Origin of the sequence: Galactobacter sp. (assembly GCF_022712295.1) — a bacterium.
Taxonomy (GTDB): Bacteria; Actinomycetota; Actinomycetes; order Actinomycetales; family Micrococcaceae; genus Galactobacter.
In genome coordinates this window covers 1-13024 of sequence record NZ_JALAGT010000078.1, presented here as the reverse complement: position 1 = coordinate 13024, position 13024 = coordinate 1, and the positions used below count along the sequence as shown (strand labels likewise).

Genomic DNA, 13024 nt, shown 5'->3' with positions numbered 1-13024 from the left:
CTCCCGGCGCGCCGGGGAGCGAACGATGCGGCCCACCATGGGGATCGTGGCGATGGACAGGGCCACCACCGGAGCCACCATGCCTCGGCCCAGCATCGCCACGGCCAGAACGGCCAGGATGATGCCCGGGAACGCGAAGATGATGTCCATGGCGCGGGAGATGATCGCATCGACCCAGCCGCCCCACCATGCTGCGACCACGGCAAGGACGGTGCCGCCCACGCCGGCGATCACCACGATGAGCAGCGGGCCGTAGAGCGTGGGACCCACACCGGCGACGATCCTGGAGAAGATGTCACGACCCAAGGTATCGGTACCGAGCCAGTTGTCCGCGTTGGGGTACAACAGCTGATTGGCCTGGTCCAGTGCCTGCGGATCATGCGGGGCCAGCCACTTACCGAAGATCGCTACGAAGACCAGGATGGCGAGCCAGATCAGGCAGATCCAGCCGGTGACATCCAGGAATTTGGGCTTGGAGGACCGACCCACGCGTTTGAGAGCGCGCTTGCCGCCGGTCTTTCGGGGTTCCGTTGCCATGATGGAGCTCATGCGGACACCTCCTGCTTGAGTCGGGGATCCGGCATGGCGCTGATCTCGTCCACGATCAGGTTCACGATCACGAAGGTGGCGACCATGAACATGGAGAGGATCTGCACCACGGGAAGGTCCTGGCTGGCCGCTGCCTGCGTCAGCAGTGAGCCCACACCGTTGATACCGAAGGCCTGCTCCGCCACCGCGGTGCCGGCAAAGAGGCCGGCAATCGAGAGACCGGACACGGAGAGGATGGGACCGGAGGCATTGCGCCAGATGTGGTGTCGCACCACGTAGTTGCGGGGAAGGCCACGAACCGTGGCGGTCTCCACATGATCCGCGTGGGCCTGGGAGAGAACCGATGTACGGGTGATGCGGGAGATGAAGGCCAGGTAGGCCATCGCCAGGGAGATGGCGGGCAGGGTCAGGTGGTGGATTCTGTCAGCGAATCCGCCTTCACCCGCACCCAGGGTGGGGAACCACCCCAGGTTCACCGCGAAGATCGCGATGAGGGCCACAGCCACCACGAACGTGGGGGCACCCATGGCGGCAGAGGTCAGGATCGTGATGATGCGGTCCACCAGCTTGCCGCTGGTGCCGGCCAACAGGCCGGAACCGATGCCGAAGATCACGATGAGCACCGCAGCGTAGGCCACGAGCAGACCCGTGGTCACCATGCGAGGTGCGATCAAGGATCCTACTTCTGCACCCTTGACCACCAGGAAGGATCGCCCCAGGTCACCGGTGAACAGGTCGCCGAGCCAGCCCAGGTACTGCACCGGGATGGGATCGTTCAGGCGGAGCTGTTCACGTACCGCGGCCAGCGTCTCCGGGTTGGGGTTGGATCCACCGGCCAGCATCGCCGCGGGGTCTCCCGGGGTCAGCGACACCATGGAGAAAATCAGGATGCTCGCGATGAAGAGGGTGAGGATCACCCCTCCCAGCCGCTTGAGCCAACGGAGGACGGTCACATTCACTTCGCTGCACCGCCCAGGTTCTTGGCCCAAGGAGTGTTGATGTAGGACATGGAGGTCGTGGCCCCGGTCAGTCCCTCACGCATGTACGTACGGGTGTACTGAACACCAAGCGTGACCTGCAGCTTCGCCGGGGCGAAGATCTCCTGCGCCTTGACGAAGGATTCGGCCGCCGTCTTGGTGTCTTCCGCTGTGCGCGCCTTCTGCAGCAGTCCCGTCACCTCATCGTTCTTGTACTGGGTCCAGTTGAAGAGACCCTGTTCACCCTGCAGGGCGTTCAGGCTCGCGTAGGTGTTCACTCCGGGGGTGTCCTGGTAGCCGACCGCGGAGATGAAGTCCACGCCCTCGCGTGCTTCAGGAGCGTAGAAGAACTGAGCGTAATCAGCGGGCTGACGCTGCTCGATGGTCATCTTCATGCCGATCTTCTCGGCGGCGTCCTTCACCACAGTGGCGATGTTCTGCAGCATCTGGTTGCCGGACGGGACCGCGATCTTCAGCGACTTGCCCTCATAGCCGGCCTCCTTCACCAGCTTCTTGGCCTTGTCCAGGTCCACCTCGGGCTCCGGGAGATCGTCGTAGGCTTTGGTGAAGATGTCTGCCTGCTCAAGACCCTCGAACTGGAAGGGAACCGTGAACGTGGAAGCCGGGGCGCCGTACCCCTTCAGCAGGTTCTTGATCACGGAATCACGATCGATCGCCAGGGACAGTGCCTCACGGACCTTCGGATCGGAAGAGGCACCCTTGGCAGACGTGGGGCCGAAGGAGACGGTGGAGTTGGAGGGGCCCACCACGAGCTGGCCCTTACCGGAGGTGGCCAACTGCTTGGCGGAGGCCTCGGGGACGTCGAATGCGCCGTCCAATTCGCCGGAGGTCAGGGCCGAGGTCAGGGCGGCATCGTCCTGGGTGGGGACGAACTCGATCTTCTCCACCTTGGGTGCGCCGTCCCAGTACTCGGGATTGGCCTTGATGGAAACAGACTGGCCGGGCGTCCACTTGTCCAGCTGGTACGGGCCGGTGCACATGACGCCGCCCTTGGGGGTTCCGAGGTCCGCGCCGAGCTCCTTGATGGAGGCTGCCTCCATGATGCGGCCGGCGGGACCGGAGATGTTGTTGATGAAGTCTCCGTCGTGCACCTGGAAGGAGACGCGCACGTGCGTGTCGTCGACAGCTTCGAACTTCTTCACCAGAGCGAAGGCGGAAGCGTAGATGGACTGATTCTTGGGGTTGGCGGTGCGCTCCAGGGTCGCAACGACATCCTTGGCGGTCATCGGCTTGCCGTTCCAGAACTTCACGTCGTCACGCAGCGTGAGTTCCAGGGTGGTGGGGTCGCTCCAGTCGGCTTCGGTCGCCAGATTGGGCTGGGGGCCGAACTTCTCGTCCACCTGGTACAGGCTCTCGCAGAGGTTGCCGGTGACGATGTAGTCGGAGTCGTTGCCGGTCTTGCCCGGGTCGATGGTGGCCGGCTCGCCGGTGCGCAGACCCCAACGGACGCTGTCCACCTTCTCGGTGCCTGCCTCGGTCTTGGCGACCAGGTTCTCGGGATCGTAGAGACCGTTGGAGGCGAAGCCGTCCTCGGCCGACCCGTTGTTGGCCGCGGACTTCTTCTCGCCGCCACCGCAGGCGGCCAGGGAGAGCGCCAGCGTGGCTGCGACGCCGGTGATGGCGATGCGCTTGAATGCGCTTCGGGGCTTCATGGTGGTGGGCTGCATGGCCGGCCTTCCAGGTGGGTGGGATCCTCGTGTCTGCGGCTCGGGAAACCGTCGAGGAGCTGGGTGCTTGTTGGTTCGATGTGCGGTGATCAGGCTCGCCCTCGAGCGTGTTGTCGATCACGTCTGCAGAGGACGTTATGCGATGCAGATGTTTTTGGTCAAGCCTGACTAACAAACTGGATCGGCGAAACGGTAGCCGCTACGATCGTCTTCATCAGGGCGAAACAATCCGCCCGGCCCCATCGGGGCCACCAGTGCCGCCAGGCCCACCAAGGACCGGGGCGCGCGATGCCCGCCACCGCCGTCGGCCATCGCCTGACGAACACGGTCCTCACCACCACAGGAGCTTTTTCATGGGACGCCCCAGCGTGGGCCCGCAGCGACGGGCCCAGATCCTCGACGCCACCATCGAGTGCATCAGCGAGTTCGGCATCGTGGCCACCACCCTGGAGCGCATCGCAGAGAAAGCCGGGATGAGCCGTGGCCACGTACGCCATTTCGCCGGCAATCGGGACACCTTGATCTCCGACGCGTGCCGCCGGTTCTACGGCTTGTTGCCGGAGCTGGAGGGTGGCCCGGATCAGATCGTCCCGGACGTCGATGCCTCATTGGATGACGTCCTGGAGGTCCTCTTCGGTGAGGACTTCACGGCTCCCACGGACGAGAACGCAGTGGTGCAGGCCTTCGTCGCCGAGTCCAAGTCCAACACCGACGTCGCTTCCGTTCTGGACAAGGCCTACTCCTCCACACACGAACGTGTGTTCCAGGTGATGGTCCGGGACCTGCCACATCTGGACCGCGAGTTCGTGGGGCAGCTGGCCTTCGACATCGTGTGCCTGGCACTGGGAAACGTCTTCCTCACCGACCTGGGGCACTCCCTGATCCGCGGCTTCAACGCTCGCGCCGGGGCCGACGCACTGCTGCGAGCGGCCCTGGAATCCCGGCCCCTGGAAACCAACATTTAACACGCACCCGGCGCACTCGGTCGGCAATTCTGCATAACGTCGGCGCCCACTCGACCACCAGCACCGACGTTGTGCCAACTCACCGACGCAGTGCTCAGTGCCCCCATCCTGGGTCCTCGGCGTGTTGTCCCCACACGTAGCAGGTCCTCGTCAGGTCAAGACCGCAACGATGCGACCCTTGGGGATGGACATCATTTCTCTCTTCCACGCCATGGGCGGGATCGTCGCCTTCTCCACGTTGATAGCCAATGGATTCACCCGGACACAGATCAACCGAGCTGTCGCCACCGGTCAAATTTTTCGGGTCAGGCGCGGCGTCTACGCACACCCGAGCGCACCATCTGAGGCCCTGACAGCAGCGCGCCACGGCGGAATGCTCACCTGCGTGTCCGTATTGCGCGCCCGGGGTGTCTGGGTTCTGCCAGAGCCAGGTCCACCCCACGTGTGGCTGGGCGGCAACGGCCGCGAGTTCCACCACCCGGATTGCACGTGCGTCACCCACTGGTCTCCCGGCCGAGCGAGAATCGGTTCTGTGGGCCTGGAAACAGCACTGCTTCATCTGCGCAAGTGTTCCGGGGACCTTGCCTTTTTTGCTTCGTTCGAGTCCGCCTGGGCCAAACGACTGCTCTCCACCTCCGCACGTAGCCGCATCCGCGACCGGCTTCCGGTATCCAAACGGTGGCTCGTGGACAAGGCCACCGGTAACGCAGGCAGCGGGCTGGAGTCCGTCCTCAGATTCCTCCTGATGCAGGTCGGGTTGTCACTCGAAACGCAGGTGAACATCAACACCGTCGGGAGAGTGGACTTCATCATCCGACTACGTGGCAAACTGCTCATCCTGGAAGTGGACGGGCGCGAGTTCCACACGTCCCGTGGCGCCTTCAACGAGGATCGACGGCGCCAAGCTGCCGCGTCCAACCTCGGGATCGAAACCTTGAACTTCAGCTACGACCAGATCCTGCACCAATGGCCGGAGGTTTTGGCTTCCATCAGGGCAGCCATGACCCGTACGGCCGACGCGGCATGAAGCACTGTGTCGGTCAATCGACACAGCGTCGGGGCCCAAGAGGTCGTGGGCACCGACGCTGTGTATTTGTACCGACGCTGTGCTGAACAGCGGTGGGGTCAGTGCCGGCGGGTGCGGCGCGAGGCCAGCGTCAGTCCCAGGCCGGCCAACAGAGTGATCAACCCGCCCAGAATCCATGGGATCTCGACACCCGTATTCGCCAGTCCAGTGCCCGACGGCGCATTCCCGGCCTGTTCGGCTTCGTCACCACGGTTTCCGGCACCTCCGGTGCCGTCACCGGAGCCGTCACCGGCCGTCGGACCGGAGGTGGTCGACGAGTCTGCAGGGTCGGACGGGTCCGCGCTGTCCGTGGGGTCGGAAGGGTCCGCGCCGTCCGTGGACTCCGTGGGCGGGCCCGACGGATCGGTGGGCTCCACCGACTCCGAGGTCTGGAATCCCACGATGATCGGGTCGTGGTCGGAGGAGCGGAACGGGCCGTCCTCGTAGAGGTTCACCACGTTGTAGTTGTGGCGGGAGTATTCCAGGGCCACGGACTCCACCGAGTTGATGTTCCAGACCTCGGCGCCGACCACACGCTCATCGGCGGCCGCCGAAGCGAAGATGTGGTCCAACGAACCGGTCCCACCGTCGTAGGCGTAGGTCTCCTTGCCGGTCTTGAGTCCTTGCGAAACGTAACCGGCCTCGAGGATCTTCTGGACGGGATCCTCACCGAGGTAGGCATTGAAGTCGCCCAGCAGGAACACTCGATCGGTCCCAGCGGCCGCTTCCTGCTCCGCGGCGAAGTCCAGCAGTGCCTCGGCCTGGCGGGTGCGGTCTCCGTTGAAGGACCCCGCCCCGTCGCCGGTGTCGGCATTGTCTCCGCTACCGTCGCCGCCCTTGGATTTGAAGTGGTTCACGATGGCCAGGAACGTGGTGTCGTCGGCCTTGGTGCCGCTCACCGGCGTGAAGGCCTGGGCCAACGGCTTGCGGGCGTTGGAGAAGGCCTCATGATCCAGGATGGTGGACTCCCCCACCGGTTGCACTTGATCTTCCTTGTAGATGAACGCGGTCCGGATGACGTCCTCGTTGTCCGGGACGGACTCCGGCGAGCGCACGTAGTCCCACGTGCCGTCCTCGAGGGAATCGGAGGCGTTGAGCGCGTCCACCAAGTTGGCCAGCGAAGCGTCTCGGTCATGGCCGAAGCGTGCGGAGTTCTCGATCTCCTCCAGGGACACCACGTTGGCGCCAAGGGAGTTGATGGCCGAGACGATCTTGCTCTGCTGCCGTTGGAGGTCGGCCTCACCCCAGGCGCCGCGCGCGTCGCAGCCGCCGGAAACGGTCGCGCCGTTGCCGTCACGGTCGGTGTAGGGCTTGCACCCGGCGATGTCCTCACCCAGGTCTGTGAAGTAGTTGAGCACATTGAATCCGGCCAGGCGGACGTCGCCTCCGACGGGCTTGGGCGCGTCTTCGCGGGTGTTGCCGATGCTGATGGGCTGCACGTCGTCCGCGTTGTCCGGCGTGAGCTGCTGAAGCGGCTGGAACTTCCAGGCGTCGTTGCGGTAGTCCAGCACCACGGGCTTGGTGAATTCCACCGGGGCGCCGACCCGCACGGGGTTCTTCGTGGAGAGGTAGGGCACCGGCAGGTCGGCGTTGTTGAGAAGGGAGGCGCTGGCGCCGTCGTCCACGGTCACGAGTCCCTCTGCGCGACGCTGCTGCGCCTCCTTGTATGCGTCCGATCCCACGGTGCCGGCCGCCGTGGGGTTCTTCAGCGGCGTGGTGCCGGTGACCAGGTCGATGGAGCCGTATTGGTTGGTCTGGTACACATCGGTGACGGTGAAGTCACCGGTGGGCTGCACCAGCATGCCCTCGAGGGTCTCGCGCTCTGCCTCGGTCGCCGGATATTCGGTATCTACGGGAGTGATCTCGGCAGCAGCACGGGAGTCGGCCACGGAAAGACCGCCCTCGTTCACGGTGATCTGTGTCAGGTGGTTGTACTCGGAGACCTTGCCGACCACCTCGACGCTCTGTCCAGCTTCGACGTCACCGACGGTGGCGTCCGAGTAGACGAAGAGGCCGTGGGACGCCTTCCCCGGCTCGGCGTCGGGGGTCTGGATGTAGTAGCCCTTGTAGCCTCCAGTGGGGTAGGCCGCGGTGACCACGCCGGTGGTCTTCACGGTCTTACCCTCCATCGGTGAGATATCGCCTTCGCCCTGGATCTCGGCGATCGGCGTGACCTCGGTCGGTTCCGGCTCGGGTTCCGGGTCGGTGGGCTCCGGATCGCTGGAGTCGGTCTCCCCCGCCGCGTTGGTGGGGGTGATGTCGGTGGCGACGGTGAAGTCCGTCGAGTTGTTGTCCGTGTCCTCCGCGTCCGCACGGGTCAGGGAGTTCGGGACGGCGTTGCCGCCCTGGGTGGCGGCCGCTTCGGTCTCGAAGGTGTTGGAGGTCCCGTACCCGAGCAGGTCGATCACCTGGTCGTTGGCCTTGGCATCGCCAACGGGCAGCGTGAGTTTCTCCGTGGTCTCCGCCAGGTACAGCGTGCCGTCACTGCCGCCTGCGTTGACCGCGCCCGCCAGGTCCAGGTCCGACGTCGGCAGTGCCTCACCGTTGTCCCCGTTCCCGTTCATCGAGATGAGGAAGTGCCCCTCAGCCGGGACAGTGCCGGAGAGCGCGCCGACGCCGTTGGCGGCGCCGTCGCCGCCCTTGGAGCGGTACTGAAGCGACCAGCCGTCGAGCACAACGTCCTGATCACCGGGATTGTAGAGCTCCACGAACTTCTTGGAGTAGGGGGCGTTGGCGCTGCCGCCCTTGAGATAGACCTCGTTGATCACCACGCCGTCGGCTGTGTCTGCGAGGGCGGGTGCGGCGAGGATCGGAGTGGCGAAGAGGCCGGCGGCCAGGCCGGGGATCAGGGCGAGCCTGAGTTTCCGGAGGGTAGTTGGAGTGCTCATGCGGGGGTTTCCTTCATGGAGGCGGGGCACGGATTGCGGTGATGAGACACACGCGTCGGTGCGGATCGGCTGATCCGCACCGACGCGTGTGCTTTCATGCCGACAGGTGGTCGGCGGGGTGTGTCAGTGCCGGCGGCTGCGACGCTTGCCGAGCGCGGTCAGGCCTGCACCGAGCATGACAGCGATGACGCCGCCAAGGACCCAGCCGGTCACGTCGGCGCCGGTGTCGGCGAGCTCGCCGGAATCGGTGCCCGACGGCGTGGCCTCGCCTGCCGCCGGGGACGTCGGGGCCTCCGTGGTGGGTTCCTCGGTGACAGGGGCCTCGGTGGTGGGCTCCGCCGACTCGGTCGGGTCCTCCGGGGGCTCCTCGGTAGGCGCCGTCGTGGCAGCTGCGGTCACGGACAGCGGAATCACCGTGGTGGTGCCGCTCGGGTCCGCAACGATCTTCACCTCGTAGTCGCCTTCGGCGTCCTCAGGGATGCTCAGCGTCAGGTCGGCTGCGCCGTCCTGCACCTCGGCCGAACCGATCTCATCGCCGGCCGCGCGGGTGAGGGACTCCGGTTCCTCGAGCGTGGCGGTGACCGCGGCATTGGCCGGAGACCCCGTGGAGGTGAGGTCCAGTTTGGACAGCTGCAGCTTCACGGTGGAACCGGCCTTGACGGCCTTGGTCGGCAGGTCCTTGAGCCCAACGGCGTGGCGGGCGAAGTCCGGGGAGACCGGGGAGTTGGCCTTCAGGTAGTCGATCCAGGCGTCACGGTCGATGAGGCCGGTGTCCTTGGTGTTCTTGCCATCTGCGAAGGCCCGGAAGTTGTCGCCACCCTGCAAAAGGAAGGAGAAGGAGCCGATGGTGTAGTCCTTCTCGAGGTCCAACGGCGCACCGTTGACCCGAACGGAGGTGATGTGCTCGCCCTGCTTCGCGTCCGCGTCGTAGGTGTAGGAGACGTTCTTCGAAAGCCCGAGCTGCAGGTAGGGGCGGGAGGGCACCTTGCCGTCTTCGTCCAGTTGCCACTGCTGTTCCAGGGCTTCCTTGAACTGGGCGCCGGTCAGCGTGGTGGTCCAGAGGTTGTTCACGAACGGCAGCACCGCGTTGGCCTTCGCGTAGGTGATGTCTCCCTTGGACAGGTCGGCGCGCAGGCCACCGGGGTTCACCACGCCGATGTCGGCGCCGCCGCGTTCGTCGGAGGAAAGGGTGGACAGCAGGGAGTCCGCCACCAGGTTGCCCAAGGTGGACTCGTTGGCGCGGTCGTCTCGGTTGCCGTCCGCGAAGGCCGTGGTGATGTCTGCGGTGGCCTCGCCGACCTTGACGCTGCCCTTCTCCTCTGCGACCTTGAGCGCATCGTCCACGATGGGCTTGACCGCTTCCACTCGCGGGTACTTGGCGACGAGCTCGTTGTCGATGGCCTTGGATGCCTCTTCGTCCACGTCCCCGTTGTCCTTCTCGGGAGTGGGGATACGCTTCACGTTCTCCACGGTGGAGGCGGTGGCTTCCTTGGTCTCGGCGTCGTAATCCAGCACCACGTGGCCAAGGTTCTCACCATAGGAACCGGTCTGCACCACGGGCCGGGTCTTGCCGTCCGCACCCGGAACGGCGGCCTCCCAGGCGTATTCCTTGTGGGTATGACCGGTGAAGATCACGTCGACGTCGGGGCTGGTCTCGTTCACGATCTTGGCGAAGGCTCCACCATGGGCCAGCTCGGTCGCCAGATCCGATCCGTCGGGAGTGCCTGCGGAGGCACCCTCGTGGTACTCCGCCACGATGACGTCCGCCTCGCCGTTGGACTCGTCGCCGTCCTTGAGGTCCTTGACGACCTGGTTCACGGCATCCACCGGATCTCCGAACTTGAGCCCTTCGATGCCTCCCGGGGACACCAGAGTGGGCGTCTCCTGGGTCAGCCCTGCCACGACGGCCACCTCGACCCCATCCACGGTGAACTGCTTGTACGACTTGTGGACGAGCTCGCCGTCCTTGGTCACGTTGGCGGCCAGGTAGGGGAATTCGGCGGAGCCGGCCACACGTCCGGTGAGGTCGTCCACGCCCTTGTCGTACTCGTGGTTGCCCGTGGCGGAAGCCTCCAGCTTGAGGGCATTGAGCACGTCCAGCGTGGGCTCGTCGTTCTGGACGGAGGAGGCGAAGAGCGAGGCGCCGATGTTGTCTCCTGCGGAGATGAAGGCCGTGGAGTCGGGATGCTGGGCGCGCAGCTGTTCCACGGTTCCGGCGAACTTCACGGTGTTCTCATCGATACGACCGTGAAAGTCGTTGATGTTGATGAAGTTCAATTGCGTGACGTCCTCGTCGGCGGCCGAGGCCGGCAGGGCGGCGAACGGTGCGGCGATCAGGCCCGCGCCGAGGGCCACCGCGAGCGTGGAGCGGTAACGGTGCTTGTGTGGTGCACCCATGTGATGTTTTTCCTTACCTCAAGGGGTTCGAGTGGCTCCGGCGCGACGGCCGGAACGGCGTCGCCTTCGGCATGTGACGTGGAAGACAACATCGTTACTGTAACTGAGTGATGCTACGTGCGGGTGAACAGCAGGCCACCAACCGATCAAAATCTGAAAGATAGCTTCATATCTTCCGGCCGCCCATAGGGCCGGGCCGCCCGCGCTGCTCAACCCCTTGTGCAGGCCAGTCACCCCCTGTGTCGACCATAGGCCGGATCAGTCGCGCACTGGCAGGTAAGCCACCACGTGGAGGTCAGGCGTGTCCTGGGGAACCACGTTGACCTGTTCGAAGACCCGCTCACCGTCCGGGTGGATGAATTCGCGGCGTCTGGATTCGAAGCGCTGGATGGCCTGCTCGTCCCAGGCCGTGACGAACTCCGGGCTGACGGAACGCAGGTGGTCCAGGAGTCTCACATGCTCGGGACCCGCGACCCGCGAACCGGTCTCGGCCCGGTACTCCGCCAGGAACTGTCGCGAGGTCAGCTCCCAGTCAGGCAGCATGGCCCGCACGTAATCGTCAGTGAAGACGAACAACAGAAGGTTGCGCTCGGCGGGATCGGCGGTGCGCACCCCAGGGAAGAGCCCCTCGTAGGCGTGATTCCAGGCCGCAATGTCCCAGTGTGGGGTGAGCGCGAACGCCGGAGCCGGGTCAAGGGCGTCCAACAGGTGTTGCACGTGATCCGGAACCGGTCCCGGGGCCACCGGCACCGGACGGGCCGACGGCGTGAAGCCGGCCAGTCCCAGGACATAGTCGTGTTCCGCGGCGGTCAGGTGCAGGTTCAGCGCAACGGCGTCGATCACCTGCCGCGACGGATTGATGTCGCGGCCCTGCTCCAACCAGGTGTACCAGGTGACCGAGACCCCGGACAGGAAGGCGATCTCCTCCCGCCTCAGTCCTCTACTCCTCCCCCGCCCCACGGGCGGCAGCTCGTAGTCGGAGCGATCGGCCTCGGTGCGCTTGCGCCGCAGGAAGTCTCCGAGTTCCTTGCGGGGCCCGGAGGGCCCGGCTGCGGCGGAAGTGCGGGAGGGGACGTCGGGCATGGCAACAAACTAACATCGCCACTACCAGTAGTGGCACGGTTCAACTGTGCCAGAACTCAACCCACACGTCTCCCAGCCGGGCGGCCGCAGCCGGAACGGAGCCGCCGAGGTCCGCGCCGGATTCATCACCACTCTGGTGGGCTTCACGAGCTCCTTCGCCGTGGTCCTGACCGGCCTTGCCGCGGTGGGCGCCTCGCCTGCGCAGAGCGCGTCGGGACTCATGGCGTTATGCGTCATGGTGGGGCTCGGTTCGCTCGTGCTGTCTCTGGCCTGCCGAATTCCGGTCACCTTGGCGTGGTCCACACCGGGCGCCGCGCTGTTGGGAGGGTCGGCCGCCCTCCCTGGTGGCTTCTCCGACGCGGTGGGGGCCTTCCTGGTGTGCGCAGTCCTGGTCGTGCTCACCGGATTGTGGCCTCAGCTGGGGAACCTGGTCCTGCGGATCCCGGCCGCCTTGGCTCAGGCGATGCTGGCCGGGGTGCTCCTCCCCCTATGCCTTGCCCCGTTCTCCGCTCTGTCCTCCCACCCGGCGGGGAGGGCCGCCCCCCGTAGCCGGGGGCGGGGCGGGCACCGCGGCTTTCCCCCATGGGCCACCCCCCTCTCCTTCTTGGCATTGTTCGTGACCCTGGTGTTCGCCGTGGCCACGGGGAACGCCGAGATCTACACCGCAAGCTTGGCCCCGACGCTGATCCTCACCTGGCCGACGTGGTCGTGGTCGGCCGTGCTGGGCCTCGCACTCCCCCTCTACATCGTCACGATGGCCTCCCAGAATGTGCCCGGGATTGCCGTGTTGGCCTCCTACGGATACACCGCCCCGTGGCGCGCCGGTCTCCTCACCACGGGCGCTGGGTCCTGCCTTGCCGCCATGGGCGGCGGGCATGCCATCAACTTGGCGGCCATCAGCGCGGCCCTTGCCGCTGGGGACGACAGCGGGGTGCCCCACTCCCGGCGCTGGCGGTCAGCGGCGTGGGCCGGCGCCTTCTACCTTCCGCTCGGACTGGGCGCCGCGGCGATCACCACCGTCGCGGCCGCCGCGCCCGTCGGCATCGTCGCCGCGGTGGCTGGACTCGCCCTGATCGCCGCCCTCACCTCCTCCGTTCAAGGGGCGTGGGCCGACACAGACCACCGGATCGCGGGCGTATTGACGTTCCTGGTGGCGGCCTCAGGACTCACTATCGCCGGGATCAGCTCCGCCTTCTGGGCGCTCGTGGTCGGCCTACTGATGCGCTGGCTGCTCGGCCTCAAGCAGCCCAAGCCGTGATCCCTGCCACACACCCCCGCAACACTGCCCCTGACCGGCTCAACGAAGTGCGCCGAACGACCACCCCTGTGCCACGCTGAGTCCGAACGGTCCGTGCCGCGGAGCCGGCCTTCTCGACACACCACCGCATTCCCTGAGAGGACTCTCCTCGTG

At 65.8% G+C, this 13024-nt stretch carries 9 protein-coding genes; 3 read left to right on the top strand and 6 right to left on the bottom strand.

The features are described 5' to 3' along the window. From Q0A15_RS06065 to Q0A15_RS06055, 3 genes are all read right to left on the bottom strand, one after another. Window positions 1-549, bottom strand: a 549-nt coding sequence (locus Q0A15_RS06065; protein WP_367273358.1) for an ABC transporter permease, incomplete at its 3' end; no start/stop codon positions are given. Next, on the bottom strand, window positions 546-1502 hold the full coding sequence (locus tag Q0A15_RS06060; protein ID WP_291278629.1) for an ABC transporter permease: 957 nt from the start codon (window positions 1500-1502) through the stop codon (window positions 546-548). The genes Q0A15_RS06060 and Q0A15_RS06065, both read right to left, overlap by 4 nt. Window positions 1503-1504: 2 nt before the next feature. After that, entirely contained in the window at window positions 1505-3214 is a 1710-nt protein-coding gene (locus Q0A15_RS06055; RefSeq protein WP_291278628.1) for an ABC transporter substrate-binding protein, read from the bottom strand. A 353-nt stretch (window positions 3215-3567) separates the two neighbouring features. On the opposite strand from Q0A15_RS06055, the gene Q0A15_RS06050 reads away from it, so the two are divergent. Both Q0A15_RS06050 and Q0A15_RS06045 read left to right on the top strand, forming a co-directional pair. Beyond that, window positions 3568-4179, top strand: coding sequence for a TetR/AcrR family transcriptional regulator (locus tag Q0A15_RS06050; RefSeq protein WP_291278627.1), 612 nt, complete (start codon window positions 3568-3570; stop codon window positions 4177-4179). A gap of 184 nt (window positions 4180-4363) precedes the next feature. Next, the gene (locus Q0A15_RS06045; protein WP_291278626.1) at window positions 4364-5206 is read left to right on the top strand and encodes a type IV toxin-antitoxin system AbiEi family antitoxin domain-containing protein; all 843 of its coding nucleotides are present in this window, start codon (window positions 4364-4366) and stop codon (window positions 5204-5206) included. Window positions 5207-5304: 98 nt separating this feature from the next. Here Q0A15_RS06045 and Q0A15_RS06040 read toward each other — a convergent pair whose 3' ends face one another. The 3 genes from Q0A15_RS06040 to Q0A15_RS06030 all read right to left on the bottom strand — a co-directional run bounded on the left by Q0A15_RS06040 (window position 5305) and on the right by Q0A15_RS06030 (window position 11613). Beyond that, window positions 5305-8133 carry an ExeM/NucH family extracellular endonuclease gene (locus Q0A15_RS06040; protein WP_291278625.1) on the bottom strand — a complete coding sequence of 943 codons (2829 nt, stop codon included), beginning with the start codon at window positions 8131-8133 and terminating at the stop codon, window positions 5305-5307. 123 nt (window positions 8134-8256) lie between these two features. Next, the gene (locus tag Q0A15_RS06035; protein WP_291278624.1) at window positions 8257-10530 is read right to left on the bottom strand and encodes a 5'-nucleotidase C-terminal domain-containing protein; all 2274 of its coding nucleotides are present in this window, start codon (window positions 10528-10530) and stop codon (window positions 8257-8259) included. A 258-nt stretch (window positions 10531-10788) separates the two neighbouring features. Then, window positions 10789-11613 carry a helix-turn-helix transcriptional regulator gene (locus tag Q0A15_RS06030; protein WP_291278623.1) on the bottom strand — a complete coding sequence of 275 codons (825 nt, stop codon included), beginning with the start codon at window positions 11611-11613 and terminating at the stop codon, window positions 10789-10791. 46 nt (window positions 11614-11659) lie between these two features. Between Q0A15_RS06030 and Q0A15_RS06025 the strand changes: the two genes are divergently transcribed. Further along, window positions 11660-12871, top strand: coding sequence for a benzoate/H(+) symporter BenE family transporter (locus Q0A15_RS06025; RefSeq protein WP_291278622.1), 1212 nt, complete (start codon window positions 11660-11662; stop codon window positions 12869-12871). Window positions 12872-13024: the final 153 nt, after the last annotated feature.

Bases quoted from the DNA above. Each gene is read 5' to 3' on its own strand.
- Q0A15_RS06030 (WP_291278623.1), bottom strand. From the start codon at position 11,613: ATGCCCGACGTCCCCTCCCGCACTTCCGCCGCAGCCGGGCCCTCCGGG.
- Q0A15_RS06040 (WP_291278625.1), bottom strand. From the start codon at position 8,133: ATGAGCACTCCAACTACCCTCCGGAAACTCAGGCTCGCCCTGATCCCC.
- Q0A15_RS06035 (WP_291278624.1), bottom strand. From the start codon at position 10,530: ATGGGTGCACCACACAAGCACCGTTACCGCTCCACGCTCGCGGTGGCC.
- Q0A15_RS06045 (WP_291278626.1), top strand. From the start codon at position 4,364: ATGGACATCATTTCTCTCTTCCACGCCATGGGCGGGATCGTCGCCTTC.
- Q0A15_RS06050 (WP_291278627.1), top strand. From the start codon at position 3,568: ATGGGACGCCCCAGCGTGGGCCCGCAGCGACGGGCCCAGATCCTCGAC.
- Q0A15_RS06055 (WP_291278628.1), bottom strand. From the start codon at position 3,214: ATGCAGCCCACCACCATGAAGCCCCGAAGCGCATTCAAGCGCATCGCC.